Source organism: Wolbachia endosymbiont (group A) of Brachyopa scutellaris (assembly GCF_964026995.1).
Lineage (GTDB): Bacteria > Pseudomonadota > Alphaproteobacteria > Rickettsiales > Anaplasmataceae > Wolbachia > Wolbachia pipientis.
The window spans coordinates 878,055-902,772 of record NZ_OZ034720.1 but is presented as its reverse complement, the minus strand read 5'-3'; the positions used below and the strand labels follow the sequence as shown (position 1 = coordinate 902,772).

The following is a 24,718-nucleotide window of genomic DNA, read 5'->3' as shown; positions in this document are numbered from 1 at the left end:
TTATGAGAAATGCTATACCTGATAGAGTTTCTGCCTCATTACACCAAATAAAACTGAAAAATTTAAACGATACTCAGTAATTTGATCTGGGTTCCAAGGCCCTTGTGCATCACACATATGAAGCGATAATATATTGCACATGACCAAGTTTGCCCAAAATTCTTGTAATACAGCCTCTCCAGAAAAATTCTCTAACTCTGCTCCTACTTTGAGTCGTTTATAGCACTCCTCTATGTGCCACCTTAACACATAAGCTTTGCTCCAAAGTCTCGGTCAAAAACTCTGTTTCTCAGTTGGCTAATGTCAGCACTATAACTCTTACTTTCTGTCCTTTCATTTTATTTTTTAGCTTTTCATTTTCTAATATAAAATCAAAATCTAATTCGCCAGCGTTCCCATAGCTTACTATAATTTCTTTTTTGCAAGCGAAAAATAAAATCTACTTCCAAATCATAATGCTGCTGAATGAATTTTACTGAAGACGATCATAGATAAATAATAATTTCTCTTGATTTAATAAACGCATTTGAGTGATAACTTCGGGTAATTGCTCTGCCGCCAACGTTTGTTCACCTATATTCCAAGCTGCAAGACGAGCACTACAAATCAGCGAAGTACACAAATCAACAAACAAATTGCCAATGGTGCCTGTTGTTCCATTTGGTTCAAACTCGGATACAATTTCCCCAGAGCTGGGTAATCTCATACCAGAACCATCTGCTGCAATAAGTCTATAGCCTCTCCAACTCAGGTTCATCCTGATAGGCTGTTTGGATGCTTAAATTCTTGAAAGCCTGTATGGCAAATCTTATACCTTGCTTTAGAAAAAGCTTGCTTTGAGGGTACATGTCAATGGCTCCATAAGTTCACATTCTATTCCCAAACTTTTTTTAACTAACTTTAAAATCATAGAAAATACTGTCGAAAAAGGAAGTTTTCTTGTTCGTGTAAAACTCAACACAATGGATTTTCTGAAAAGTTTTCGAGTATATTATATTTTTAATTTGTAGAATAAGGTTTTTTCCTTTTTGCATATTTCACCTAAAAAGGACACATTTTAGACTTCTTTGTTGAAATAAAACAGAAACAAAAGTGCTGTCCCTTGCACTCTTTGGATAATTTAATGATAAAAAATTTGGAGAGAAATTTTATACACAATCTCTGACATTTTTCCTTAAGTTGACGCCATTGTGTGAACGGTTACGGTTTCCCGTCTTCACCATGCTGTATAGAAAAAAGTCTGGATTCCAATTTGCATGACAATATGGAGTATCTGCTTCTTTCATCCCAGTGGGATCTTTTATTCCATTTTATCAACAGTTTGTTTTGCAGTATCAAACAATTTTAATCCTATAATCCCGAATGTAACTAAAATAAAGCATATTACTTCGAATAAATTAACTGGTTCATCAAATAGGTAAACTCCAAGTATCGAAGCTCCTATAGCGCCCACTCCAGTCCAAATTGCATAGCATACTCCGATAGGTATAGAACGTGTAGCGAGCGAAAGTAAATATGTACTAAGAGCCATGGAGAGTATGCTAATTATTGATGGTACGAGATGAGTAAATCCACAACTATGCTTAAGTGTTATGACCCAGAACACTTCAATTAGTGACGATAAGAGTAAATATATCCAATTCATGCATAAACTTTAGGTTTAAATAGAGAGCTTTAGCCCTATGGTTCCTATTACAATTAAAACGATACATAAAACTTGAGATAAATTAATATTCTCTGTGAAAGTGGTTGCACTAATTATAGTTATTCCAATTGTGCATATTCCAGAGGAAACTGCATAGCATACTCTAATAGGTAGAAAGCATGCTGCAAGAGATAAAAAGTAAATGCTAATGATCATAATTACCAATGTTGCAATCGAAGGCACAACTTTAGTAAAACTGTTACTAAACTTTAGCGTTACAGCCCACAGTATCTCTAGGATACTAGACAGCAACAAATACAACCAGCACATTTTCGTAACATTTCAATCTTGTATTGTAACAGAAATTGTTAGTTAAAACTACACTAAAGTGCAATAGATCTCTCTTTCGGAATTGCTTTAATATCAAACTTAAAACAACATCCTAAAAAACTTTTCTACGAAATTCAATTCCTGCACGTCATTTGCTGCATAAAGTGGTGTAGTTTGTTGCTCAATACCTGGTATTTCTACAAAAACTTTGCCCACTTCTTGACCTTTTTTAATGGGTGCAGGTATCATATCTTTATATTCAATACGCACCTTAATTTGGTCATGCAATTTGCGGTTGTAAGTTATGGTAACATCGTTTGCAACTGTAATAGGCACTTTTCTATCTTTTCCATAGAGAACATTTACTTCCTCAACTACGCTGTCTTTAACGAATATTTTCTTAGTGTTAAAATGATTTAAGGAGTATTGTATCAATCTTTTTGCTTCTTCTATTCGCTCTTTCTCAGTGTTTAAACCATTTACGACAGCAAAAATTCTCCTATCATTTCGTTTTGCAGATGCTACAATGCCGTAACCACCAGCATTTGTATAACCGGTTTTTAAGCCATCAACCCCAATATCGTGAAAAAGTAGAAGATTTTTATTCTTTTGTACAATTTCATTATATGTCAAATATTGTTCGGAAAATAAATCATAATATTCAGGAAAATCGGTGAAAATCCTTTTTGCCAGCATTACCAAGTCTTTTGCGTTCATAAAATGATTTTCATCTGGCCACCCGCTTGAGTTGACAAAATGACTGTCATTCAGATTCAAATTTTGTGCAACTTCATTCATTTCAGCCACAAAATTCTCTTCTGATCCTGCAATGCCCTCGGCTAGTGTTATGCAGGCATCATTGCCTGAGACTATTGTAATTCCTTCAAGTAATTCCCTCACCGTAACGGATTGACCTTCTTTCAAAAACATAGAAGAGCCTCTCCTTTCCCACGCTTTTCTACTTACTCGAAATTTATCCTCCATGTGTATTATTCCAGCTTTTAGATAATCGAAGGCTATATATAAAGTCATTAGCTTGCTCATTGAAGATGGGGCCATTTTTTCATCAGAATTATGGTCAAAAATGAATGAGTCTGAAGCTAAATCTAAGACTACTGCTTGCTTTGCTTTGGTTCTAAACTGGTATGAGTATGAAGAAAAAGGAAGTATAAAAACTAATAGCAAAATTACCAATCTGCTTAACATATTTATAATTTTAAATTTACAGTGTACTAATTAATAGTATAATTTTATAGGGGCATTTCAATAGATCTCTTACATAAAAATTCCTTGACACCCTTCGCCAGCCCCCTTATCATGAAACTGAAGCTATTTATTTATCTTTGCAATCTGTGCAGGTTAATGACAAAAAACTTAGGGTATTTGGCGTCTCATGTTTAATTTTTCGCACTACGTGCATCGCATGTCTTTAAAAATTTCTGGGTTTTTACCTATATAAGCCGAAACGCGCTTACAAAGCGTTTAAGACAGCAAAAAACGTCAAATTGACAAGGGAGAATTTGAATGCTAGCTACTATGGGGTTTCTTTGCCTTTTTTCCTGCTTGGTAAATTTCTTAAACACTTACGGTGTAGGTTAGTTGCAAGTTAAAAGCAGCTAAATCGCTCTTAATCAAGCGTTTTAGAATAAAAAAAACGCCGATATTTTAGTACATAGTAAATAGCCAACCACCACGGGGCTTCTTTTGCCTTTCTTTTCGTTTGGTAAATTTCTTAATATTTATAGCTAACATGAACAAACATTTGAGAGTAACTTCCGCTAGTAGGGTGTCATCCCAGTGCCCAGACACTGGGATGACAAGGTAGAGGGCACTGGGATGACAGGAGAAGGAGGCTACTGGGATGATAGGAGAAAGGAGGCTACTGGGATGACAGCTAGCCTGACAACCGTCATCCCGCTACGTGTTAGCGGGATCTATGCCAAGAGATACCGTGAATGAATCGCGGTATGACGGTTAAGTATCCCGCTGCTTGGATGACAGCAGATCACCTCTTCACAAAGATTTTATCAGTAATACGCATATCAATAATACTCCAATCGCTGAAAGTAAAATCAGTTGTATTGTGTAAGTGGTTTAAATAGTCCCATGCACTATAAGGGTTATCTTCAGGCAGTTTTACTGTGGAATCGTTATCAAGTATGATATTCCATCTTCTATTCCCTATATAAGCAAAAGAAGAAATGTGGTCTCTTAATTGAGTTTTACTCTCCAACACATCTCTAACAAATTCTAGGTTTGATAACGAGTTTTGTCCTGTAATTACAACAAGATCATCTACTAGATAGTCATCTACGATCACTTTACCTTCAAAATCAATTACCGAGGTTTTGTTATTATCTTTCCAGAGAGCAAACGGTTTATGCTCATCTATATTAATGTGTAGAGTATTGGGCAAAATTCTGTGAACTCTTACGTGTTTTATCCACCTGCTTACGGATTGTATGTTACCGGCAAGTTTTGAAAGTGATATATACAGGATAGGTTGCGTTCTATCTGTCAAACTTAGAATATCCTTTTTGTTTGTAAATTTATTGCCGCTCACGACTACTTCGTCGATTGAAAATCCACTACTGAGTAATAAACTAGATAGGCAGTCATTATACCAAGTAAAGTAGTAATTAAATCGATTTATTATTTTATCAAGTGAGCTGTAAAGTATTAGCGTAAGAAAAAGTGCTGTGATAATAACCAAGGCACACTTACGCAAAAAACTCCTTTGGCTTCTAGTAATACTGCTCAACATGACTTAAATCCCTAATATTTTTGTGCTGCAAACTATCTTCAATAATAATTTTAACTAATTCATTAAAATTGATTCCTTTTGCCAATTTTGCAATTTCTGGCACTAACGATAACTCAGTAAAGCCAGGATGTGTATTAATCTCAAGCATTTTTAAAGTGTTATTTTTGGGATTATAACGGAAATCTGAGCGGGAAATAGTTTTGCATCCTAAAAATTGATGAACTTTCAGTGCGTGTTCCAAGGTCATTTTATATATATTGTTAGGAATTTCAGCAGGAAATATATGTTCTGCAAATCCATCTGTATACTTTGCTTCATAATCATAGAATTTATTTTTTGGTCGTACTTCTATAGTGCCAATTGCTTCATCCAGCAATACAGCAGTATGTAACTCTATGCCCGGTATGTATTCTTCTACGATCATCTTTTCCATTATAGTAGAACTATTATCTTTCAGTTCTAAGTAATCCTCGTGCGAGAAAATTATGTACACTCCAATACTTGAACCTTCATTAATTGGTTTTAAGACGTACGGATAATCGATTTTAATATTATTTTTTAGTACATCTTCTCGGCTAATTACATAACCTTTTGGAGTGTCGATATTAAGGGATCGAAATATATGCTTTGACATCACTTTATTTATAGCAACGGCAGAAGCCATAACTCCTGAGTGTGTATATTTTATACCTAAAATCTCCAGTAAACCTTGAATGCAGCCATCTTCGCCGTAAGGTCCATGCAGAGCGATAAAAGCAAGGCCCGGATTAATTTTTTTAAGCTTTTCAGCAATGTTGCTATCAACATTTATTTCTATTGCATTATATGAAAAGCTATCAAGCGCCTTCTTTACTGCTTTTCCACTTATAAGCGATATTTCTCTTTCGCAAGAAAACCCACCACTTAAAATTGCTATAGTTGGAACCATAAGCATTCTATGTTTTACTATATAGCATATATAAAAGATGCTCTTATCTTCAATAGAAAAAACGCTTTGAAAAATTCTATAGCTCTATCCTATGCACAACTGTACGAACGTTTGTTTTGTTAAGATACAACAAATGGTGTCATCCCAGTGCTCCTTTTTTTGTCATCCGAGTAGCTGACACTGGGATCTATTTTGCATGTAACTCCAATTGTGTTTTGGCATAAAACGCGACGCGTATTAGACTTATTTGCAAGCAAAGCTTGCTAGATCCCAGTGTCAAGCACTGGGATGACATCATAGGGGCACTGGAATGACACCATTCTTTTTTCTGGATCCCAGTGTCAAGCACTGGGATGACATCATAGAGGGCTACTCGGATGACATCATAGAGGCCACTGGGATGACATCATAGAGGCACTAGAATGACATCATAGGGGCTACTCGGATGACATCATAGAGGCACTGCCCTTTTGGATGGAAACCAGTGTCAGCTACTTGCATGACACCATCTGCCACCTGCAAATTGCAATGTTCGTACGATTGTGCGTCACCCGCTGGAATGACAAAGAAGAGTGAGTTGCTAGTTTTTCATATGGTTATGCAAGGAGTCTGATCTTTTTCTTTGTTAATATTATTCTAAATTTTCCTCAAAATAAGTTGTTTTATCCTTTTTTTCCTTATACTCTTCTGCAGTATAGAGAGGTTGTTTTTTAGCTGTGATATTTGGCCATTTTTGTGAGTATTCTACGTTTATGTTGTAAAATGACTTGAAAGTTTTTTGTTCGCTGCTCAGCAACTCTTCATCTAGTTCTAAAATATCTTTTATGGAATCATCAGTTACAATTGCATCTACTGGACACTCAGGTATGCACACTCCGCAATCAATACATTCATCTGGGTTAATCACGAGCATGTTTTTACCTTCATAGAAGCAGTCAACGGGACATACTTCCACACAGTCCGTATATTTACATTTTATGCATTTATCTGTAACAAAATGCGTCATAAAACACTGTATATTTGTATTATCTTGGGTACACTAAATTGATAAGAAATTCAAGTCTTTTATGAAGATAAATAAATTGAACAACAAAGAATTAGAAGTATGGTTAAGCTTGGCTAGAACTATAGGACCAATAAAGTTTTTTAGTATACTAAGAACACATGGATCGCTAGATGAGGTGTTGAAATATCTCAATAGGGTGGCTAATAATAAGGTGTATGGCATTCAAGATGCACGAGAAGAAATCAATAATGCAGAAAGAATTGGAGCTAAAATTATACCCGCATGTGACCCAGATTACCCTGATCTTTTAAGAAATATCTCTAGTTGTCCTCCTGTAATAACTGCGCTTGGTGATATATCATTATTAAGCCGTGAGATAATTGCAATAATCGGTGGGCGTAACTCTTCAATGAATGGAAGAAATTTTGCCAATAAGTTGGCACTTGATTTAAGCGAAGCTGGTTTTGTTATTGTTTCTGGATTTGCAAAAGGAATCGATACTGCAGCAAACAGTGTAATATACAAAAATCATCCCACTATTGCTGTTACAGCAAGCGGAATTGATGTGGTGTATCCAAAAGAGAATTTTGATCTATACAAAAAAATCACTGGGAACGGTGGTTTAGTAATTACTGAGCTTCCATTTGCTACGAAACCAAAGCCTCAATATTTTCCTCAGAGGAATCGAATTATATCTGGTCTATCGCTGGGTGTTGCAGTGATTGAAGCATCGAAACGTTCTGGCTCTCTAATAACAGCAGATTTTGCTTTAAATCAAGGGAGAGAGGTGTTTGCAGTTTCTGGTTTCCCTTTAGATTCACGCTGTAGTGGTAGTAATTATTTAATTAAAAACGGTGCTAAGCTTATCGAATCCGCTGATGACATAATAGAGAGTATTAGGTTTAGTTTACCTCCGCAGCAAAAAAACCTATTTGATGTTGAGCACCATTTTGTTAACCAAAAACAAGAAAAATTACAACAGGCAAAATCTGTTATAGTTGATCATATTAACTCTGTACCTGTTGACATAGATGAACTTATACTAGCAAGCGGACTTTCTACCAACATATCTCTAATGGCTCTTTTAGAACTAGAGTTGGAAAACAAAATAGAGCGTTCACCGGGGAATAAAATATCGTTAATTTTCTAGATTACTTTAGCTATGAGCCCACAACCGTACGAACATTATGATTTGAGTTCACCAAGAAAGATGTCATTCCAGCGCGTGACGCTGGAATCCAGCCTTTATTATGCAGCCACTTGGTTGAAATTAAGTCTTCTGGATCCAAGTAGTCTGGGCACTGGCGTCTTGGATAGAAATCAGTATCAGCTACTTAGATGACACCACTTTTGTATGGAAACCAGTGTTACCTTGACAACCTTCATCTCGCTACGTGTTAGCGGATACCGTGACGGTATGACTAGGGAGTACGCGTTAGCGGAATCTACTGAGACGCCCGTGATAGCCCTATTTCTATAGTGAGTAATTCCCTCTTATCTACTTTTAGAATTGATAAGAGAAAACTTTTTTTCAACCTGTTGTATGATTTTATAAAAGTGATCGAAATCTAAGCTTGCACTGCCAATTAAAACTCCTGATAAATTTGAAATATTTAACAAATTTTCTATATTTTCTGAACTGACTGAACCACCATATATAATGTGTTTTTTACTAGTACACAATTTTATTACCTCTATCACCTCAGCAATTGCATCATTATTTGGCACATGACCTGTGCCTATTGCCCATATTGGCTCATATGCTACGGTATATTCACCGTGTGTTGGCAAGCGGTTTTTGCATTGATATTCTATTACTTCTTTTGTTTTTTCATTCTTATAATCTTCTGAATTTTCACCTACACAGATAATTGGGTGTAAGCCTGATTCTATTGCTATTTCCGACTTAAGTTTTATTTCACTATCTTTTTCATTGGCCCTTTCAGAATGCCCAAGTATTACGTAAGTACACCCTAGTTCTTTTAACATTTCTGCGCTAATTTCACCTGTGTAAGAACCGGACTTTTTCTGATGGCAATTCTGTGCTCCTATATTAATATTATTGTTCAACTCTATACTGCTTGGAAATGATGTAAAAGGAGGGCAAATTACTAATTTAGAGGTGATTTCGTTGCTCTTGTTGTTAAGTTTGCCTATAAAGTCAACAAATGAAGAACGCATTCCATTCATTTTCCAATTTGCTACTATTAAAAAGGACATCAACTTTACTTATATGGGCGAGAGTGCCGGCTGTCGGACTTGAACTGACAACCTACTGATTACAAGTCAGTTGCTCTACCAATTGAGCTAAGCCGGCGTTAAACACATTAATAATATACAATTATCAATGAATTTTCGTCAACTAATTTTTATAAAATACTGTATAATGAAAATAATATGAGAAAATTTTTACTGAAGCCAAAAAAGAGTCTAGGGCAAAATTTTATTTTATCGAGTGAGATAACAAAAAAAATAGTCGCTTTAGCTGGTAGTCTGGAGAATTTTAATGTCATTGAAATTGGTCCTGGATATGGTGCATTAACAAGAGAAATATTGGTGCATAATCCAAAGTCTCTACTTTCTATAGAAAAAGATAGAGATTTAGTAAAACACCATGATCAACTGCTAAATGAGCATCAAGGAAAGTATAAAATTATAGAAGCAGATGCACTGCACGTTATAGAAGAAGAGCTGATAGAACGTCCAGTCAAAGTTATTGCTAACTTGCCTTACAATATCTCGGTAGTGTTATTTTTAAAGTGGTTAAATAATATAAAATTTTTTACGAACTTGACATTAATGTTTCAAAAAGAGGTAGCAGATCGCATTACGGCAAGACCCAATTCTAAAGATTATGGTTCCTTATCAGTGCTAAGCCAGTTACTATGTGATATTAAAAAGGAATTTGATATTGAACCTAAAGAGTTTTTTCCAAGACCAAAAATACATTCTTCAGTAATTACAGTAAATCCTTTGCCTATCCCAAAATTTGCAGTAAATTTGGAAACCTTAACAAGATTAACACGTGCTGTTTTTTCTCAAAGAAGAAAGATGCTGAGAAATAGCTTGCAAAATATAACGAACCACGCTGAAACTGTCCTTGAAAACGCTAAATTGAGTGGAAACCAGCGTCCAGAAGACTTAACCATTGAGCAGTTTTGTTTGCTGGCAAATAATGTAGAATGCTTATTTTGCAATAAAATATATTAGCAACCATATAGCCTTTCTATCCCCTAAAAACAGTTAGAGCTATACGACAGAGCCACACCGACTTCTATAGCTCCGCTTCTGTCATCCTATGGCTTACTGTACGAACATTGCAATATGGCACATAGTAAACGATGTCATTCCAGTCTGGAATCCAGCTTTTTCATAATCATTAAAACGTTGTATTTTAACATAAAACGGCTACTTTTATACTTAATAAAATTCCTGGATCCCAGTGTCTGGGCACTGGGATGACATCATAGGAGGCTTGGATGACACCTTAACGATTTGAAGAACCGTCATCCCGCTGCTTGTTAGCGGGATCTAGAGATACCGCGAATGAATCGTGGTATGACGTAGGGAAACCTTTCTTGGGTTAGCTATAGAATGCTTATTCTGCAATAAAATGTATTAGCAACCATATAGCTTTTCTATCTCCTAAAAACAGTTAGAGCTATACAATTAAAGGCTCCTAGCTAATTTTGCCTATTGCAATTTAATTAATTGGCGTATAAGCTTTAAATAAAGCCTATGAAAAAAATGGAAGCTTGTTATTCGTTTGACGATATACTTCTTTTGCCAGCCTATTCTAATATATTGCCTTGCGATGCAGATACAAAAACTTATTTAACAAATAGTATAGAACTAAATATCCCTCTCATATCCTCTGCAATGGATACTGTTACTGAATCGGGCTTTGCAATAGCTATTGCCCAACATGGAGGGATAGGTTGCATACATAAGAATTTATCAATAGATGAACAAGTTTTAGAAGTGAGAAGGGTGAAAAAATATGAAAGTTGGATCGTGTATAACCCAATTACGATTTCACCGGATAAAACAGTTGCGGAAGCAATTTCATTAATGAGAGAGCACAATTATTCTGGCATTCCTGTAGTCGATCAACGCAAGTTAGTTGGAATTTTAACTAACCGAGATGTGAGATTTATTGAAGACCAGAACATGAATGTAAAAGTTTCCGAAGTGATGACAAAAGATAAGTTAGTGACAGTGCGGGAGCAGGGAGTGAATAGTGCCTCAGCAATGAAATTGTTGCATGAAAATAGAATAGAAAAGCTTTTGGTCGTAGATGAAAATTCTTGTTGTATAGGTTTAATTACGGTTAAAGACATTGAAAAATACAATAGATACCCAAATTCATGTAAAGACAGTAAAGGGCGTCTCAGAGTTGCCGCTGCAATTGGCACTGGTAAAAAAGATGGTATAGACAGATGTGAAGCTTTGATCGGAGAAGAAGTTGATGTAGTTGTTGTGGATACTGCTCACGGTCATTCCGAAAACGTTATCAATACCATTAGGGAAATAAAAAAGATGTATCCTAATACGCAATTAATTGGCGGAAACATTGCAACAAAGGAGGCTGCTGAAGCGTTGATTGATGCGGGTGTTGATGCAGTGAAGGTTGGAATAGGACCAGGATCAATCTGTACAACCAGAATAGTTACAGGTGTTGGTGTGCCACAATTCTCTGCAATCAAGAATGTTGCAGAGGCGTGTAGAGCAAGAAACGTCAGACTAATTGCTGATGGTGGGGTAAAATACTCAGGAGATGTTGCAAAAGCTATTGCAGCTGGTGCTGACTCTGTGATGATTGGTTCGATTTTTGCTGGCACTGACGAAAGCCCAGGTGAGATTATTATGTATAAGGGCAGAGCATATAAAGGCTATCGAGGAATGGGATCTATTAGTGCAATGAAACGAGGTTCAGCTAGCCGTTATTTTCAAGATAAAGATTCAAAACTCAAATTAGTTCCACAAGGAGTGGAAGGAAGAGTTCCATTCAAAGGTCCAGCTTCAGGAGTAATCCATCAATTGATTGGCGGATTGCAAGCTGCAATGGGTTATACTGGTAACAGGAATATAGAAGAAATGAAGAAAAACTGCAAATTTGTTACTATTACTGCATCAGGATTAAGAGAGAGTCACGCTCATGATATAGTCATTACACAAGAAGCTCCAAATTATGCTTATCAAACGTCCAATTTGTCAACCGATTCGGAGTAGTCCAGAAAAAGTAGAGAGAAAGTTAAGACGTTTTTGGAGTAAAATAAAACGTTTTTTCAAAATATGACAAATAGAAGAGAATATACAGCAGAATTCAAATTAGAAGCTGTTAAGCTGGTTAAAGAAACAGGTCAAGCAAGTACAAAAATAGCAAAAGATCTAGGTATAGATGGCAGTATGTTAAGTAAGAAAATATGATGGAAAAATGTCTGGAGCATACGCATTTCCAGGCAAAGGCTCCTTATGACAAAGAAAGATTTGATCTAAAAAAAGAACTAACAAGAGAAAGAGACATTTTAAAAAAAGCCCTGGGCAAAGAAAAAGAGTAAAGTATTGTTTTATATAGAAATTGCTATAAAACACAGGAACTATGTAGGGTTTTGTGCTGGTGGTATGGGTTGCTAAGGAAAAAAGCAGTAAAGAATTAGCAAAAGAAGGGCTTCTAGGAGATATTCAAAAAATACATCAAGCTTCTAAATGCAGATATGGAGCACCTAAAATTCACGCTGAATTAAAAGCTTTAGGCAAAAATTAAAACAGTACAAAGTGTTATGCAAGAAAATGGCATTAAAGCCAAGCTTAGACGAAGGTTGAAAAATAAAAAACAGCAAATAAGCAACCGAGTTGTGGCTCCGAACACATTGGATCAAAATTTTACTACTGATCAGCCAAATAAAGTTTGGGATTACCTACATAAAAACTAAAGAAGGTTGTTGGCGGCAATAATTGACCTATATTCACGCATGGTGGTTAATGAGTAACACGATAATTAGTTATAGATTCTTTATTGATGGCCGTTGATAAACGCAAACCCGATAAAAATCTGCTGTTATAGCATTTCTCATAATAGTCCGAACAGGTCATAGGAAGGCAGAATCAACAGCACGACGAAAGGATTCGAATAGAGGAATGTTTTTCCTGGCTCTGTTTTTTATAGCAAACCAATGATGCTCAATTTTGTTGAAATCTGGAGAATAAGGCGGCAGATACAAAATTTCTGCACCAACCCCTTTAGCAAGCTCGATAATCTTATCAGACTTATGAAAAGTAGCATTGTCAAGAATGACAGTCTGTCCAGGTTCCAAGATCGGTGTCAAAAATTGCTCAAACCATCCATTAAAAACATCCATATTACAGTGGCCTTCAAAGGTTAACGGAACAATTATCTTTCTTCCACTTAAGGCTGCAACCATACTGATTCGTTGAGTTTTCTTTCCAGATTTTAAGGCATAAAACCGCTGTCCTTTCTGGCAATATCCGTAGGGGTAGTCTTCGGTGTTATCAATGCCAGACTCATCTATATACACTAAGTTTTTAGGTTCTTTTGTCGCTATAATTTTCAAAAATTCAGCACGTTTTTCTTCGTTTCTTTCCTTGTATCCATATGTCTTTTTTTGCGCGTAAATCCAATTTTTTTAAGGGCTCGATAGATCGTTTGGATACTAACGTTGTTCCAAAGTTTAGCCATTTCCGATAGAGTCTTTCCTCCGTGTTCTCTGGCAAATTTGGCAAAGGTATCCCAGTCGGTAATTTTGTGATTGTAACCCCCATTTCCAAGTTTTTTTGATTGAAAGTCTCCTGTTTCTTTTCTTCTTTGCTGCCACTCCCATAAAGTAGTTCGTCCAATCTTAAATCTTGCTGCCACTGTTTCTCTGCTTTCTCCTTCGTCTAGCGCTTCCATTCCTTTTTTTCTTAAATCATAACTATATGCTGCTGGCATTCAACCTCCTTATCATCATCTATCCTTATCCTATCACATCCGGACTTTTATGGAAAGAGCTATAATAGTAGAATGTCTACGTTATTTGTTATAAAAGATTTCTATGTATTCAAATATGGCAGTTCTGGTTTGTTGAGCGAGAAGTATCAATAAGCAGCTCCCTTTTAAGTGAACTTTTCTGCAACAGAGTTATCGTAACAACAGCCCTTATGGCTCATGCTGGAAATGATGTTTTTTGTATTCAATAGAAATTGGTAATTTTGAGAGGTATACTGTGACCCTTGATCTCTATGTAACAGCAGATTTTTATCGGGTTTGCGTTTATCAACGGCCATCAATAAAGAATCTATAACTAATTATCGTGTTACTCATTAACCACCATGCGTGAATATAGGTCAATTATTGCCGCCAACAACCTTCTTTAGTTTTTATGTAGGTAATCCCAAACTTTATTTGGCTGATCAGTAGTAAAATTTTGATCCAATGTGTTCGGAGCCACAACTCGGTTGCTTATTTGCTGTTTTTTATTTTTCAACCTTCGTCTAAGCTTGGCTTTAATGCCATTTTCTTGCATAACACTTTGTACTGTTTTAATTTTTGCCTAAAGCTTTTAATTCAGCGTGAATTTTAGGTGCTCCATATCTGCATTTAGAAGCTTGATGTATTTTTTGAATATCTCCTAGAAGCCCTTCTTTTGCTAATTCTTTACTGCTTTTTTCCTTAGCAACCCATACCACCAGCACAAAACCCTACATAGTTCCTGTGTTTTATAGCAATTTCTATATAAAACAATACTTTACTCTTTTTCTTTGCCCAGGGCTTTTTTTAAAATGTCTCTTTCTCTTGTTAGTTCTTTTTTTAGATCAAATCTTTCTTTGTCATAAGGAGCCTTTGCCTGGAAATGCGTATGCTCCAGACATTTTTCCATCATATTTTCTTACTTAACATACTGCCATCTATACCTAGATCTTTTGCTATTTTTGTACTTGCTTGACCTGTTTCTTTAACCAGCTTAACAGCTTCTAATTTGAATTCTGCTGTATATTCTCTTCTATTTGTCATATTTTGAAAAAACGTTTTATTTTACTCCAAAAACGTCTTAACTTTCTCTCTACTTTTTCTGGGTAAGGTCAATTTACCGCCGCGGCGCTAACTAGTAGCGGGATGACGGGTTACCAAATTGTAGAAGTTGCTTTAGCTATAAGTTCAAGTTTTATCAATGTCTTGTGTTGTTACCCAAATAATGGTTGTGCAAGCGCTTAATTTTTTGATCAAAAAGGAACAAGTTTAGTAAAAAATAATGATATTATTAGTGGAACATAAAACAGTCCCACTGCAGTACTGATTAAAAGCAACAGAGTAGCTTTATCTGGTTGATAATTCAAAATATTAGCAAGTATTATACTGGACCCAGAAATTGGAATAATAGCTAGCAACATCAGTGCTTTATATATGCTCTCATCGTATATACCTATAACATGCTTGTCTAAAAGGACAATTCCTAAAACAAACAGTGGCCAGAATACGTACTTTGCTGTAATAGTGATCAAAGCAAGCTTCCAATCTACTTTAAAGCTTGTAATATTTGCAATGCTCACTCCAAGTAGCACCATTCCTAGTGTAACAAATGTACTTCTAATATTCATCATAACATCTGTTAAAAAAGTAGGTATTTGTATATCGTATATACTTAAAAAGAAGCCCAGAACCATCGCATAAAGCGAAGGAAGTTTGAACAACTTTAATATGCATTCTTTTGCGGTATAAATACCATTTGCGGCTATGTAAAATCCTAAGCTATTTTCAAACAACGCCATTCCTATATAACAAACAACATATACAGATACTGAATCTTCATCAAATAAAGCCATGGCAATCGGCAGGCCAAAATAACCCATACTTGTGCTGCCCGAGCTAAATGCTAATATGTTTCTTGTGTTATCCTTAAATAAAAAAGAAGAAAGATAATACACTGATAAGGACATAGTGCTACCTATAAACCATATCAAAATCGGCAGAGAAATTACTTTTAAGTTAACTTCTGTATGAGAGACTCCATATAAAATCACTATTGGATTAGCTATATAAAAAAGTATTTGAGATATAGTGTTTCTATCAATTTTAAGATATTTTCCTGCTAAGTAACCAATAAATATTGTAATATAAATAGGTAATATTTTGAGAAAAAGAGTAAGGAACATACTAGCCTATTGTAATATTTTTGATTGATAAAGTGACATTAGATCTTAAGGTGTTGTAAAAGTAAACAAAATTTATTTTCCAATTTATCCAGCTCATAGTTAATTAAATTAGTGCCAAAATTTGTTTTTACATAGGACTTAAGAATGACATTTTTATGATAAAATTATGTTAAGTTTCTGTAAAGCTTCTTGCATATTTTTGAATAATGACATATTTACTAAAAATTAAACTGCTTGTAGTAATTTAGACGGACTGTTGAAAAAGTAAGAGGAAATAAGTAAAGTTAGGACAGAGAGTAAGAGCTTTAACATAGTTGTCATATTTTTCTTTAATTAACCCTAGTGTCCAATTTATCCACCATTCCTTCACATGAGGTGTTTCTAACCATTTTAATAACAGTAAAAAATGTTTTCTTTCAACGCTTTAAATGTGATATTTTTATTCATTAATTAAAAATCTCAAATGTTACTACCATTTCTGTTAATCCTGTCTCTCATTGCCAAGTTCATTGAAATTGACATTTCCGTACCTAGTTTTCCTGATATGGTGCACTATTTTAACGTACCGGAAGGCATAATTCAATTAACTATTGCTTATAATTTCCTAGGCTTTTGCATAGGAGGGTTGTTTTTTGGTCCATTGTCTGAATGCTATGGCAGAAGGAGAATTATGATCATAGGTAACACTTTGTTATTAATCGGCGCTGTTGGTTGTGTTTTTGCACCGTCGATTTTTTGGCTTTTAATCTCTCGCTTTGTTCAGGGCATTGGTGTTAGCACATCTGTAGTTGTGTTTGCAATCGTTGCAGACAGCTACAAAGGCGACGAAGCGGTGAAATTTATTGGAATCATGAATTCTGTTCTTACAGTTGTCATGGCAATTGCGCCAGTGTTAGGCAGTTTCATCAATGAAATTGTAGGATGGCGTGGTAATTATGCAACTGTTGCAATACTTTGTTTAATCTCTTGGGTTTTGCTGCTTTTAGCGTTACCAGAAACAAAAAAGGACCGTGATACTTTCAGTTTGAAAAAAATGATGAAAGATTACAGAAAACTACTATCTAGTCCGAGGTTTGTTACGTTGTCTTTGATGTCAAGCCTCTTTTCTGCTGCGTATATGTCATTCATTACTTGTGGACCTTTTCTGTATATGAAGACTTTTGGTTTATCTAGCACTATTTATGCACTACATCAAGGTGCAATAGTTGGGTGCTTCTCACTCATCAGTCTATTTGCTGGCAAAATCTTGCAGAAACTTGGAGCAATAAAGTGTGTAATTTCTGGTACGAGCGTGGGTGCTATTGGGTCTCTATTGCTTGTAATATTCAGTATAATTGTACCCCACTCTTTCTACTTAGTAACACTGTCTATGATTATTTTTTCTATCGGTTGTGCAATTTGCCAGGCAGTGATTTTTAATGCATCAATAAATGTTTTCCCTGAAATTAAAGGTACGGCTTCTTCTGCAGTCTCGTTCATTAGAGCTTTTATCATGGCTATTTTTATCGGCTTAACAAGCTACGTTTACAATGGTCAAACAATTAGTGTAGCTGTTCTTGTTCTATCCGCGATAGTACTAGAACTTGTTTTTACTGCCTGTTTATTGTTTTTAAAAGATCCGGTATAATTAATGATCTTTTTACAGATGTGAGCGATTAACTTTCCCCGGCCAATCTTTCTGCTTCATTACGTGAAATTAATGCCTCAATAAATTCATCTAGTTCACCTTCTTTTATGATCTGCTCTAGCCGATGTGAAGTTAGATTAATTCTGTGGTCTGTTATTCTTGATTGTGGAAAATTATATGTTCTTATGCGCTCGGAACGATCACCAGAGCCAATCTGACTTTTTCTCATTGTTGACCTTTCCATTTCTTTTTTTTGTCTTTCAATTTCGTATAGCCTTGCCCTCAATACTTTGAGCGCTTTAGCTTTATTTTTGTGCTGCGATTTTTCATCTTGCTGTATTACAACTATCCCTGTTGGCAAGTGGGTGACTCTTACTGCACTATCGGTTGTATTCACTGATTGCCCTCCAGGACCACTGGATCTATAAACATCTATTCGTAAGTCTTTTTCTTCTATTTTAAAGTCAACTTCTTCTACTTCAGGTAATATCGCAACAGTAGCTGCAGAGGTATGCAACCTTCCTGAAGATTCAGTTTCTGGCACTCTCTGTACTCTGTGCACTCCTGATTCAAATTTCAACCTTGCAAAAACTTCTGTTCCATTAATGAGTGCAGAAGCTTCCTTATATCCACCTATACCTGTATTAGAAATGCTTATTGGCTCGAACTTCCAATTTCTTCTTTCTGCATATTTTTGATACATACGAAATAACATTGCTGCAAATAATGCTGCTTCTTCTCCGCCTGTGCCTGCTCTAATTTCTAATATTGCATTTCTTGAGTCATCTTCATCTTTGGGCAATAATGCTAACTTTAATTTTGCTTTTATTTTTGGTAATAATACCTTGTGCTTTTCGAAGAATTCTTCTTTTGCTAACTCTTTTATATCACCTTCGCTGTTTTCATCTTTCATTATTTCTTCTAAGTCTGAAATTTCCTCTTTCAGCGTGTTATATTCATCAATTATCTTGATTATTGGCCTGAGCTCAGAGTATTCCTTTGAAAGGGTAATGAATTCTTTTTGACTTAAATTGGTAGGATTTTCCAAATTCCTCTCTATATCATTAAATTTTTTCTTTAAGTCTTGTAAATTATTTTCCATATCCATATAGCACAGATCTAGCTAAGTAATATATACTGAAATAAAAAATTTCTTATATCAAGCAATAACACTATAATATACCTACTACCTTCTAGTTGAATATAATGGCAAAACAGATAACATCAAACTGCAATTTCATATTTGGAGCTTCGGACATAAAAACATTACCAAATGAGTCGGCTCCAGAGATTGCGTTTGCTGGTAGATCAAATGTAGGAAAATCCAGTCTGATCAACTTACTGATAAACAGCAAAAAAGCTGCCAGAGTTTCCTCTAAACCTGGATGCACTAGACAAATAAATTTTTACTCTATGTACGATGATAAGTTCAGACTTGTTGACCTACCAGGGTATGGTTATTCTCATGCAGGTAAGGAAGAAATTATACAATATTTAAACTTAATTGAGTATTATCTAATTCAAAGAAGAAATCTAAGAAGAGTGTTTGTGTTGATAGATAGCAAGGTAGGATTAAAAGAAATAGACAAAGACTTCATTTATTGGTTAATATATAATAACATTAACTTTAACGTTGTGCTAACAAAAATAGATAAAGTAAGTCAAAAAAGCTTAGGTGCTGTTATAGAAGATATTCAAAGATGGATTAATAATGAGAATGTGTCAATTCATCAAATGAGCATCCGTGTTAAGCATAAAATAACCAAGGTAAGAGATGAGTTTTTCAAGTTTACAAGATAAAAAAATGAAGAGTAGTGAATTTTTAAAGGGTGAGGTATCATTTGAACAAAAAGCAGAAATATTACTTGAAGTGCTATCTAATATACCTAGCTTTGTAGGCGAGACTTTTGTCATTAAATGCGGTGGTACAATAATCTTAGATGAAACACTATTTAATACTTTTGTGCATAATGTTGTCTTGTTGAAGCAGCTTGGTATAAATCCGGTAATAATTCATGACGGAGAATATGAAATTAACTCGGTGTTAAAAGTGCTGGGTATGGACAGTAAGTTTGTGAATGGTATCAGACTTACAGACAAAGACACTATGAAAATCATTGAAATGGCACTGTGTGGTTCAGTTAATAAAAAAATTGTTCAGCATATAAATTCTGCTGGTGGTTCAGCTATTGGATTATGTGGAAAAGATGGTAACTTAATTAAAGCCGAAAAAATAACCGCTACGCTTAGAGAAGATAGATCAAATAATATCGAAAAGATATTAGACATGGGGTTCATCGGTAGACCCACTGAAATCAATCCTGATATATTATTTTTTATTGAAGAATCAGATTTTATACCAGTTATTGCACCAATTGGTCATGGAAAAGATGGGGAAACATATCATATTGATGCCGATAGCACTGCAAGCGCAATCGCAATCGCAGTTTCTGCATCTAAAATGATAATCTTGAGTGACACAGATGAAGAAATAGATAAAATTGGTGGCAGGAAGATATCTGTTAAAAATTTAAATGCATCGATTGATTGTGGGAAAATTAAAGGGGAAAAATTTATTGAAAGGCTTATGGCATACGTTAAAATGGCGGAGGAATGTGCTGGAGTTGTTCACATAGTTGATGGTAGAATACCTAACATTATGCTTGATTTATTTACTGAGAATAATTCAAGCATATCGATTGTGAGTGATTTATAGCTATACTGCTTACAACTACACGAATACCAAGAGGGTGTCATTCAAGTAGCTGACACTGGAATGACAGCAATCTACGTCATACCGCGATTCATTCGCGGTATCTCTAGATCCCGCTAACAAGTAGCGGGATGACGGTTGTCAGGGTGTCATCCCAGCGCCCTTATGATGTCATCCCAGTGCCCAGACACTGGGATCCAGAAGACTTAATTTCAACCAAGTGGCTGCATAATAAGGACTAGATTCCAGACTGGAATAACATCATAGGGGCACTGGGATGACAAAAAAAGGAGCACTGAACTTGTCAAGGAATTTTATGGCCTAGCGTCACGCGCTGGAATGACATCATTTACGATGTAACATTTATCACTTTTGCAGATACAATTTACATGCTATAATTGAGTCTTCATAGATGGTAAATTGGAGTGCAAAGAAGTAAAATTAAAGTAGAAATAAAAAGATTATCACACGGAGAAGACTTGTCTCTTCCATGTTATGCAACTACGCAGAGTGCTGGCATGGATCTTTATGCTGCATTGAATGATTCTGCTGTTTTAAATCCACTTGAAAGATTACTTGTTCCAACTGGAATTGTGATTGCAATACCAAACGGTTTTGAGGGGCAAATCCGCCCACGTTCTGGTCTTGCTGCAAAACATGGAATCACTGTCTTAAATTCTCCGGGCACTATAGACTCTGATTATCGAGGTGAAGTTAAAATTTGTCTAATTAATCTAAGTAATCAGCCATACGAAATAAAAAGAGGAGATAGAATCGCACAAATCCTTATTTCTCCTGTATCTCAGGTAATTTGGGATGACAGAGAAGAATTCTGTGCAGAAGAAACCGGTCGCAATGCAGGGGGCTTTGGCTCAAGCGGCAGGTAGCTTACGAAAAAGCTTGACTATGACAGTTCTTTTATACACAATTTAAGCATATTAATATTTTATTAAATGAAGTCGTTTATGCTAACTTTCAAAAATCATTGTGGCCAGCTCCACAAAGCAAACACTGTATTTGTTGCATTTACTGCTATATACGTTATAGGTGGATTAGCAATACTTTCAACACCGCTTTGGAGGCCTTCAACTTGCAAGCTAGCAGCTTTTGCAGCTACACCACTTGGAATGGGCGTTTTAGCATTTGTTGCTGCTGCGCTGGCTTATTTAGCAATATATGCTATCAGCAAAAATAACGAAATATCTGAGTTGAAAGCTCTGAAGGTTATTAAGGATGGGTTGCTAGTAACAGAAGACGCATTTAGGGAAATTGCAAGGAATAACCAAGTTAAAGATGAAGAAGGTAAGGTAGAAAAGGATAAATATTATATAGACTTCAGCTTAGAAGGCAAGAACTACCGTATTATTGTTGATATTGATCAGCTTACCAAGACGCTAGGCAATACTTTACTCTTCAAGATAGATTCACTAAAAGAGAAAAACGATGAAGGTAAGTTCGAGGCAGTAAATGAAACAAAGTGGAGTAAAACATTAGGTTTAGACAAAGATGGTGCTAAAGAGGTTAACACTTATTTAGGCCAACTTATTTCTGTTGAACAAGTTGCTTCTCAACAACAGACAGTATAGCCAAGTGAAATAAAAGAGGTAGATTAAGTCTGCCTCTTTGTTTTTTTAGTGTCGGTTACTCAAATTCATTATGGGAATGTATCCGTTCAGCAGAGTGGCAAAGTAGGTAGGCAAGATAAACTAAAAAATCAAGAAAAAGTGAGTGTACAACAAATGGTGTCATGCAAGTAGCTGACACTGGTTCACTTTATGATGGTGTCATCCCAGTGCTTGACACTGGGATCCAGAAAAATTGACTGTGCACTATACAACATTTTCGATCAAAAGCTGGATCCCAGTGTCTGGGCACTGGGATGACACCCTCCTGGTAGACAACGTTCATACAGCAGCTACTCGGATGACACCTTGTGCTTGCTGGTTATAACTGCTAAGGATTTTTATTTAATTTAACCGCATCTTTTGCCTTATCCAATAACCCATTAATAAAGCCAATTTCGCTTGGTTTATCAAGTAAATCAGATGCAATGTTAGTATATTCATTAATGACAACTGGAACTGGCGTATCACAATTAGCTAACTCACATATTGCAACACGCAAAATAGATAAGCTTATAAGATTTAACCGTGAAAGGGACCAGCTTGGGTGTAAGTAAGACTCTATTATTTTATCATATTCTTCACTGCTTTTTATAACCTTATATAACAAGTTTTCTAAGAACTGATGTTCAAATTCTTCACATTCAAATATATCTCTCAACTTACTTATGTAGTCCTTAAGCTCACAATTTTCCAGTTTAAAAGTGCTTTTGTTGTAACCTACGAAAATATTTGAATAAGCAATTTGTACAGCAAGAAATCTTGCCGTGCTTCTTTTTATGCGCCACTTTTTATCTACTGGTTTTTCCTCCATTATTTTAATTTATTGTGTAAATCTATCATACGCAAAACAGTTGAGGCTGCATGGCCACCAACGTTCTTTTTGTTTTTGTCAGCTCTAACTAGTGCTTTATCTTTGCTGTTAGCGGTAATTACGCCCATACCAAGGGGCATTGCATAATGCATAATAACTTCATTTAAGCCTTCGATTACTCCTTTACAAACATATTGATAGTGATCGGTTTCACCGCGAATCACGCACCCAAGAGCTAAATAACCGTCATAATTAGCATTCTTGCTTTTGACTGCAAAAAGAATTGTAGCTGGTATCTCAAATGCACCAGGAACTTCAATTATCTCATAATCAACATTATTTCCTTTGAATTTATCAATTGCACCCTCAAGCAAAAGGTTTGCTATTTCAGTATAATAAATTGAATTAACTATTAGTATTTTCGACATTCACTACCACTTTTTTCGTTAAAAACAACTTTATTAATGATTGTTGAATTAGAGTTATAATATTACTAAATATCCAATATATTACCAAACCGGCAGGAAAAGAAGAAAAAATAAAGACAGAAATGTAAGGTAAAAACTTCATAACATTTACTTGAATATCATCTTTACTGGTTTGATCTTTCTCACTTAGCTTCTGCTGGATTATCATAGTAATACCAAAAACTATAGGCAAAATGCCTATAGAAATAGGGAAATTGTAATTAAACAACCCAAATAATGTAAAAATGTTCGTTGGATCAGGAGCTGAAAGATCTTTAATCCATAAACAAAAAGGGGCGTGTCTCATCTCTATAGTAACAAATAATACTTTATATAAAGCAAAAAATACCGGTATTTGTATTAGCATAGGAAGAATGCTTGACATTGGATTTACATTATTTTTCTTGTATAATACAATTATTTCTTTATGCTGCTTTAAACTATCATTTTTATATAGTTCTTTTATACGAGTTACTTCAGGCTGCAGGCTTTTTACCTTAAACATCGAAATATATGATCTAGTAGATAAGGGAAGCATCAAAAGTTTGATTACTAAAGTCAGCAATAATATTGCTAAGCCAAAATTCTTTAAAACGAAGTTAAAGTATTCAAGCAGTAAAAACACTGGTTTAGTTATAAAGTAAAGAACACCAAAATCTACAGCTTTATCAAATAAAGGTATATTGAGAGTATCCTTATAAGAATCCAGTAAATTCAACTTTTTTGCTCCAGCAAAAAAATAATTCACATTAGAAACGCTTGCACCAGGAAGTATGCTCTTGTAAGGTTTGACAAAATCTACTTGGAATTTATCAGTATTATTAACGTTTGTGTGTTTAATGCTTACATTTATTTTATCGGATTTCTCAGGTATGATGGCTGTAAGCCAGTATTTATCAGCAAAACCAAACCAATTTTTTTCACTCGTGCTTGCTTTTACTAAATGTTTTTTGGAAATATCCTTATATGTCCACTCCTCTAGTTTATTATCAAATGCACCCAGTACTCCTTCATGGGATATCCAATAAGATTCGTTGATATTGTCACGTTTACGGTTAATTTTACCATAAGGAACCAAAACTACATTATCTTTTGTGTTATTTTCAACAATCTGCTCAATTTTAAACATGTAGTTATCGTCAAGGCTAATTTTCATTTTAAACACAATGCCACTTTCATTATCCCAAAATAAATTAACTACTTTTTGATTGAGTTTATCTGCTTGCCAGACTGTCTTAGAATCTGGAACTTTAATCTTTTTATTCGGATCGAGCCACCCAAATTCTGCGAAATATATATCTTTTGATTCTGCAGGTGACAGTAACACCACTTGTGGAGAAGAAGAACTCGGTTCTAAGTGGTAATTAGTTAAAATTAAGTCATCAAACCTTGCACCTTTCAGAGAAATTGATCCTTTAATCATGTTATTGATTAAACTAACCCTCTGTTCTCGAGTAGAATTAATAATTTCAGAACGATTTTGGTGTATTATAGGAGCAAGGTCGTTAAAAGATTCGATATGTTCAATATTTTCAATCAATGGCTGATTTTGGTTTGCACTAAAAAAATTATCATAAATAATACGCCAAGATACCATGATCAACATGGAAAGGATAGCTGCTAAAATTAAACTTTTTGCTTCTGACATG

General features: G+C 35.2%; 32 protein-coding genes, 1 tRNA gene and 1 pseudogene. 14 read left to right on the top strand and 20 right to left on the bottom strand.

What is annotated here, in order from left to right; all coding sequences use genetic code 11:
- Nucleotides 1–15: 15 nt before the first annotated feature.
- The 4 genes and pseudogenes from AAGD93_RS04540 to AAGD93_RS04525 form a co-directional block, all read right to left on the bottom strand.
- Nucleotides 16–1,034: pseudogene (locus tag AAGD93_RS04540) on the bottom strand (transposase); the annotation flags it as partial.
- A 266-nt stretch (nucleotides 1,035–1,300) separates the two neighbouring features.
- Nucleotides 1,301–1,645 carry a DMT family transporter gene (locus AAGD93_RS04535; RefSeq protein ID WP_265023425.1) on the bottom strand — a complete coding sequence of 115 codons (345 nt, stop codon included), beginning with the start codon at nucleotides 1,643–1,645 and terminating at the stop codon, nucleotides 1,301–1,303.
- Nucleotides 1,646–1,660: 15 nt separating this feature from the next.
- A complete protein-coding gene (locus tag AAGD93_RS04530; protein WP_341819166.1) occupies nucleotides 1,661–1,975 on the bottom strand; it encodes a DMT family transporter in 315 nt (104 codons plus the stop codon).
- Between the two features lie 99 nt (nucleotides 1,976–2,074).
- Complete coding sequence (locus AAGD93_RS04525) at nucleotides 2,075–3,181, bottom strand: D-alanyl-D-alanine carboxypeptidase family protein (RefSeq protein ID WP_341819165.1); 1,107 nt, start codon at nucleotides 3,179–3,181, stop codon at nucleotides 2,075–2,077.
- Nucleotides 3,182–3,772: 591 nt separating this feature from the next.
- Here AAGD93_RS04525 and AAGD93_RS04520 point away from each other — a divergent pair.
- Nucleotides 3,773–3,934 (top strand): hypothetical protein, encoded by a 162-nt coding sequence (locus tag AAGD93_RS04520; RefSeq protein ID WP_341819164.1) that lies wholly within the window; start codon nucleotides 3,773–3,775, stop codon nucleotides 3,932–3,934.
- A 46-nt stretch (nucleotides 3,935–3,980) separates the two neighbouring features.
- Here the strand turns inward: AAGD93_RS04520 and AAGD93_RS04515 are convergent, their stop codons facing one another.
- The 3 genes from AAGD93_RS04515 to AAGD93_RS04505 form a co-directional block, all read right to left on the bottom strand.
- Nucleotides 3,981–4,739 carry a cell division protein FtsQ/DivIB gene (locus tag AAGD93_RS04515; protein WP_006280710.1) on the bottom strand — a complete coding sequence of 253 codons (759 nt, stop codon included), beginning with the start codon at nucleotides 4,737–4,739 and terminating at the stop codon, nucleotides 3,981–3,983.
- Nucleotides 4,720–5,673 carry a D-alanine--D-alanine ligase gene (locus AAGD93_RS04510; protein ID WP_341819163.1) on the bottom strand — a complete coding sequence of 318 codons (954 nt, stop codon included), beginning with the start codon at nucleotides 5,671–5,673 and terminating at the stop codon, nucleotides 4,720–4,722. Before AAGD93_RS04510 ends, AAGD93_RS04515 begins: the two co-directional genes overlap by 20 nt.
- A gap of 181 nt (nucleotides 5,674–5,854) precedes the next feature.
- Entirely contained in the window at nucleotides 5,855–6,016 is a 162-nt protein-coding gene (locus tag AAGD93_RS04505) for a hypothetical protein (RefSeq protein ID WP_341819162.1), read from the bottom strand.
- A gap of 135 nt (nucleotides 6,017–6,151) precedes the next feature.
- Between AAGD93_RS04505 and AAGD93_RS04500 the strand changes: the two genes are divergently transcribed.
- On the top strand, nucleotides 6,152–6,280 hold the full coding sequence (locus AAGD93_RS04500) for a hypothetical protein (RefSeq protein WP_341819161.1): 129 nt from the start codon (nucleotides 6,152–6,154) through the stop codon (nucleotides 6,278–6,280).
- Nucleotides 6,281–6,298: 18 nt separating this feature from the next.
- Here AAGD93_RS04500 and AAGD93_RS04495 read toward each other — a convergent pair whose 3' ends face one another.
- Nucleotides 6,299–6,673 carry a ferredoxin family protein gene (locus AAGD93_RS04495; RefSeq protein WP_341819159.1) on the bottom strand — a complete coding sequence of 125 codons (375 nt, stop codon included), beginning with the start codon at nucleotides 6,671–6,673 and terminating at the stop codon, nucleotides 6,299–6,301.
- Between the two features lie 61 nt (nucleotides 6,674–6,734).
- Here AAGD93_RS04495 and dprA point away from each other — a divergent pair, with 61 nt between their 5' ends.
- Both dprA and AAGD93_RS04485 read left to right on the top strand, forming a co-directional pair.
- Nucleotides 6,735–7,823 carry a DNA-processing protein DprA gene (gene dprA, locus AAGD93_RS04490; protein ID WP_341819158.1) on the top strand — a complete coding sequence of 363 codons (1,089 nt, stop codon included), beginning with the start codon at nucleotides 6,735–6,737 and terminating at the stop codon, nucleotides 7,821–7,823.
- A 12-nt stretch (nucleotides 7,824–7,835) separates the two neighbouring features.
- A complete protein-coding gene (locus AAGD93_RS04485) occupies nucleotides 7,836–8,015 on the top strand; it encodes a hypothetical protein (protein WP_341819156.1) in 180 nt (59 codons plus the stop codon).
- Between the two features lie 152 nt (nucleotides 8,016–8,167).
- Here the strand turns inward: AAGD93_RS04485 and AAGD93_RS04480 are convergent, their stop codons facing one another.
- Both AAGD93_RS04480 and AAGD93_RS04475 read right to left on the bottom strand, forming a co-directional pair.
- A complete protein-coding gene (locus tag AAGD93_RS04480) occupies nucleotides 8,168–8,893 on the bottom strand; it encodes a triosephosphate isomerase (protein WP_341819155.1) in 726 nt (241 codons plus the stop codon).
- Between the two features lie 24 nt (nucleotides 8,894–8,917).
- A tRNA-Thr gene (locus AAGD93_RS04475) sits at nucleotides 8,918–8,990 on the bottom strand.
- Between the two features lie 80 nt (nucleotides 8,991–9,070).
- Between AAGD93_RS04475 and rsmA the strand changes: the two genes are divergently transcribed.
- The 5 genes from rsmA (at nucleotide 9,071) to AAGD93_RS04450 (ending at nucleotide 12,440) form a co-directional block, all read left to right on the top strand.
- A complete protein-coding gene (gene rsmA, locus AAGD93_RS04470; RefSeq protein ID WP_264338199.1) occupies nucleotides 9,071–9,883 on the top strand; it encodes a 16S rRNA (adenine(1518)-N(6)/adenine(1519)-N(6))-dimethyltransferase RsmA in 813 nt (270 codons plus the stop codon).
- 528 nt (nucleotides 9,884–10,411) lie between these two features.
- On the top strand, nucleotides 10,412–11,905 hold the full coding sequence (gene guaB, locus AAGD93_RS04465; RefSeq protein ID WP_065095043.1) for an IMP dehydrogenase: 1,494 nt from the start codon (nucleotides 10,412–10,414) through the stop codon (nucleotides 11,903–11,905).
- Nucleotides 11,906–11,968: 63 nt separating this feature from the next.
- Nucleotides 11,969–12,103, top strand: a complete 135-nt coding sequence (locus AAGD93_RS04460) for an IS3 family transposase (RefSeq protein WP_007548354.1) — start codon at nucleotides 11,969–11,971, stop codon at nucleotides 12,101–12,103.
- Complete coding sequence (locus tag AAGD93_RS04455; protein WP_259349141.1) at nucleotides 12,100–12,234, top strand: hypothetical protein; 135 nt, start codon at nucleotides 12,100–12,102, stop codon at nucleotides 12,232–12,234. Before AAGD93_RS04460 ends, AAGD93_RS04455 begins: the two co-directional genes overlap by 4 nt.
- A 53-nt stretch (nucleotides 12,235–12,287) precedes the next feature.
- Nucleotides 12,288–12,440, top strand: coding sequence for a transposase (locus tag AAGD93_RS04450; protein WP_341819125.1), 153 nt, complete (start codon nucleotides 12,288–12,290; stop codon nucleotides 12,438–12,440).
- 325 nt (nucleotides 12,441–12,765) lie between these two features.
- Here AAGD93_RS04450 and AAGD93_RS04445 read toward each other — a convergent pair.
- The 5 genes from AAGD93_RS04445 to AAGD93_RS04425 form a co-directional block, all read right to left on the bottom strand.
- A protein-coding gene (locus tag AAGD93_RS04445) for an IS630 family transposase (protein WP_341819153.1) occupies nucleotides 12,766–13,625 on the bottom strand; the annotation gives its coding sequence in 2 pieces (ribosomal slippage) (nucleotides 12,766–13,301 and nucleotides 13,301–13,625; 861 coding nt in all).
- Nucleotides 13,626–14,215: 590 nt separating this feature from the next.
- Nucleotides 14,216–14,368, bottom strand: coding sequence for a transposase (locus tag AAGD93_RS04440; protein ID WP_341819125.1), 153 nt, complete (start codon nucleotides 14,366–14,368; stop codon nucleotides 14,216–14,218).
- Between the two features lie 53 nt (nucleotides 14,369–14,421).
- Nucleotides 14,422–14,556, bottom strand: a complete 135-nt coding sequence (locus AAGD93_RS04435) for a hypothetical protein (protein WP_259349141.1) — start codon at nucleotides 14,554–14,556, stop codon at nucleotides 14,422–14,424.
- Entirely contained in the window at nucleotides 14,553–14,687 is a 135-nt protein-coding gene (locus tag AAGD93_RS04430; RefSeq protein ID WP_007548354.1) for an IS3 family transposase, read from the bottom strand. Before AAGD93_RS04430 ends, AAGD93_RS04435 begins: the two co-directional genes overlap by 4 nt.
- A 209-nt stretch (nucleotides 14,688–14,896) precedes the next feature.
- A complete protein-coding gene (locus AAGD93_RS04425; protein ID WP_182365630.1) occupies nucleotides 14,897–15,826 on the bottom strand; it encodes an AEC family transporter in 930 nt (309 codons plus the stop codon).
- Nucleotides 15,827–16,289: 463 nt separating this feature from the next.
- Between AAGD93_RS04425 and AAGD93_RS04420 the strand changes: the two genes are divergently transcribed.
- The gene (locus tag AAGD93_RS04420) at nucleotides 16,290–17,453 is read left to right on the top strand and encodes a multidrug effflux MFS transporter (RefSeq protein WP_341819152.1); all 1,164 of its coding nucleotides are present in this window, start codon (nucleotides 16,290–16,292) and stop codon (nucleotides 17,451–17,453) included.
- Between the two features lie 28 nt (nucleotides 17,454–17,481).
- On the opposite strand, the gene prfA is transcribed toward AAGD93_RS04420, so the two are convergent.
- Nucleotides 17,482–18,561 carry a peptide chain release factor 1 gene (gene prfA / locus AAGD93_RS04415; RefSeq protein ID WP_007548640.1) on the bottom strand — a complete coding sequence of 360 codons (1,080 nt, stop codon included), beginning with the start codon at nucleotides 18,559–18,561 and terminating at the stop codon, nucleotides 17,482–17,484.
- 98 nt (nucleotides 18,562–18,659) lie between these two features.
- Here prfA and yihA point away from each other — a divergent pair, with 98 nt between their 5' ends.
- The 4 genes from yihA to AAGD93_RS04395 all read left to right on the top strand — a co-directional run bounded on the left by yihA (nucleotide 18,660) and on the right by AAGD93_RS04395 (nucleotide 21,752).
- Nucleotides 18,660–19,253: a ribosome biogenesis GTP-binding protein YihA/YsxC gene (gene yihA / locus AAGD93_RS04410; protein WP_410529782.1), complete on the top strand. Its 594-nt coding sequence runs from the start codon at nucleotides 18,660–18,662 to the stop codon at nucleotides 19,251–19,253.
- Nucleotides 19,254–19,257: 4 nt separating this feature from the next.
- Nucleotides 19,258–20,169: an acetylglutamate kinase gene (argB, locus tag AAGD93_RS04405; protein ID WP_341819913.1), complete on the top strand. Its 912-nt coding sequence runs from the start codon at nucleotides 19,258–19,260 to the stop codon at nucleotides 20,167–20,169.
- A gap of 422 nt (nucleotides 20,170–20,591) precedes the next feature.
- The gene (gene dut / locus AAGD93_RS04400; RefSeq protein WP_006279458.1) at nucleotides 20,592–21,053 is read left to right on the top strand and encodes a dUTP diphosphatase; all 462 of its coding nucleotides are present in this window, start codon (nucleotides 20,592–20,594) and stop codon (nucleotides 21,051–21,053) included.
- 78 nt (nucleotides 21,054–21,131) lie between these two features.
- Nucleotides 21,132–21,752 carry a hypothetical protein gene (locus tag AAGD93_RS04395; RefSeq protein WP_341819150.1) on the top strand — a complete coding sequence of 207 codons (621 nt, stop codon included), beginning with the start codon at nucleotides 21,132–21,134 and terminating at the stop codon, nucleotides 21,750–21,752.
- A gap of 187 nt (nucleotides 21,753–21,939) precedes the next feature.
- Here AAGD93_RS04395 and AAGD93_RS04390 read toward each other — a convergent pair whose 3' ends face one another.
- Genes AAGD93_RS04390 through yidC form a run of 4 tightly spaced genes read right to left on the bottom strand, consistent with a single transcriptional unit; the run spans nucleotide 21,940 to nucleotide 24,717 of the window.
- Nucleotides 21,940–22,074 (bottom strand): hypothetical protein, encoded by a 135-nt coding sequence (locus AAGD93_RS04390; protein ID WP_341819149.1) that lies wholly within the window; start codon nucleotides 22,072–22,074, stop codon nucleotides 21,940–21,942.
- 45 nt (nucleotides 22,075–22,119) lie between these two features.
- Entirely contained in the window at nucleotides 22,120–22,602 is a 483-nt protein-coding gene (gene nusB, locus AAGD93_RS04385) for a transcription antitermination factor NusB (RefSeq protein ID WP_064125037.1), read from the bottom strand.
- Entirely contained in the window at nucleotides 22,602–23,030 is a 429-nt protein-coding gene (locus AAGD93_RS04380) for a 6,7-dimethyl-8-ribityllumazine synthase (protein WP_182366498.1), read from the bottom strand. Before AAGD93_RS04380 ends, nusB begins: the two co-directional genes overlap by 1 nt.
- Entirely contained in the window at nucleotides 23,008–24,717 is a 1,710-nt protein-coding gene (yidC, locus tag AAGD93_RS04375) for a membrane protein insertase YidC (RefSeq protein ID WP_341819148.1), read from the bottom strand. Before yidC ends, AAGD93_RS04380 begins: the two co-directional genes overlap by 23 nt.
- Nucleotide 24,718 lies beyond the last annotated feature (1 nt).

What these genes read in the sequence shown, in the direction of transcription:
- AAGD93_RS04535 (WP_265023425.1), bottom strand. Translation starts at nt 1,645, where the DNA reads ATGAATTGGATATATTTACTCTTATCGTCACTAATTGAAGTGTTCTGG.
- AAGD93_RS04530 (WP_341819166.1), bottom strand. Translation starts at nt 1,975, where the DNA reads ATGTGCTGGTTGTATTTGTTGCTGTCTAGTATCCTAGAGATACTGTGG.
- AAGD93_RS04525 (WP_341819165.1), bottom strand. Translation starts at nt 3,181, where the DNA reads ATGTTAAGCAGATTGGTAATTTTGCTATTAGTTTTTATACTTCCTTTT.
- AAGD93_RS04515 (WP_006280710.1), bottom strand. Translation starts at nt 4,739, where the DNA reads ATGTTGAGCAGTATTACTAGAAGCCAAAGGAGTTTTTTGCGTAAGTGT.
- AAGD93_RS04510 (WP_341819163.1), bottom strand. Translation starts at nt 5,673, where the DNA reads ATGCTTATGGTTCCAACTATAGCAATTTTAAGTGGTGGGTTTTCTTGC.
- AAGD93_RS04495 (WP_341819159.1), bottom strand. Translation starts at nt 6,673, where the DNA reads ATGACGCATTTTGTTACAGATAAATGCATAAAATGTAAATATACGGAC.
- dprA (WP_341819158.1), top strand. Translation starts at nt 6,735, where the DNA reads ATGAAGATAAATAAATTGAACAACAAAGAATTAGAAGTATGGTTAAGC.
- AAGD93_RS04485 (WP_341819156.1), top strand. Translation starts at nt 7,836, where the DNA reads ATGAGCCCACAACCGTACGAACATTATGATTTGAGTTCACCAAGAAAG.
- AAGD93_RS04480 (WP_341819155.1), bottom strand. Translation starts at nt 8,893, where the DNA reads ATGTCCTTTTTAATAGTAGCAAATTGGAAAATGAATGGAATGCGTTCT.
- rsmA (WP_264338199.1), top strand. Translation starts at nt 9,071, where the DNA reads ATGAGAAAATTTTTACTGAAGCCAAAAAAGAGTCTAGGGCAAAATTTT.
- guaB (WP_065095043.1), top strand. Translation starts at nt 10,412, where the DNA reads ATGAAAAAAATGGAAGCTTGTTATTCGTTTGACGATATACTTCTTTTG.
- AAGD93_RS04460 (WP_007548354.1), top strand. Translation starts at nt 11,969, where the DNA reads ATGACAAATAGAAGAGAATATACAGCAGAATTCAAATTAGAAGCTGTT.
- AAGD93_RS04455 (WP_259349141.1), top strand. Translation starts at nt 12,100, where the DNA reads ATGATGGAAAAATGTCTGGAGCATACGCATTTCCAGGCAAAGGCTCCT.
- AAGD93_RS04435 (WP_259349141.1), bottom strand. Translation starts at nt 14,556, where the DNA reads ATGATGGAAAAATGTCTGGAGCATACGCATTTCCAGGCAAAGGCTCCT.
- AAGD93_RS04430 (WP_007548354.1), bottom strand. Translation starts at nt 14,687, where the DNA reads ATGACAAATAGAAGAGAATATACAGCAGAATTCAAATTAGAAGCTGTT.
- AAGD93_RS04425 (WP_182365630.1), bottom strand. Translation starts at nt 15,826, where the DNA reads ATGTTCCTTACTCTTTTTCTCAAAATATTACCTATTTATATTACAATA.
- AAGD93_RS04420 (WP_341819152.1), top strand. Translation starts at nt 16,290, where the DNA reads ATGTTACTACCATTTCTGTTAATCCTGTCTCTCATTGCCAAGTTCATT.
- prfA (WP_007548640.1), bottom strand. Translation starts at nt 18,561, where the DNA reads ATGGATATGGAAAATAATTTACAAGACTTAAAGAAAAAATTTAATGAT.
- yihA (WP_410529782.1), top strand. Translation starts at nt 18,660, where the DNA reads ATGGCAAAACAGATAACATCAAACTGCAATTTCATATTTGGAGCTTCG.
- argB (WP_341819913.1), top strand. Translation starts at nt 19,258, where the DNA reads ATGAAGAGTAGTGAATTTTTAAAGGGTGAGGTATCATTTGAACAAAAA.
- AAGD93_RS04395 (WP_341819150.1), top strand. Translation starts at nt 21,132, where the DNA reads ATGCTAACTTTCAAAAATCATTGTGGCCAGCTCCACAAAGCAAACACT.
- AAGD93_RS04390 (WP_341819149.1), bottom strand. Translation starts at nt 22,074, where the DNA reads ATGAACGTTGTCTACCAGGAGGGTGTCATCCCAGTGCCCAGACACTGG.
- nusB (WP_064125037.1), bottom strand. Translation starts at nt 22,602, where the DNA reads ATGGAGGAAAAACCAGTAGATAAAAAGTGGCGCATAAAAAGAAGCACG.
- AAGD93_RS04380 (WP_182366498.1), bottom strand. Translation starts at nt 23,030, where the DNA reads ATGTCGAAAATACTAATAGTTAATTCAATTTATTATACTGAAATAGCA.
- yidC (WP_341819148.1), bottom strand. Translation starts at nt 24,717, where the DNA reads ATGTCAGAAGCAAAAAGTTTAATTTTAGCAGCTATCCTTTCCATGTTG.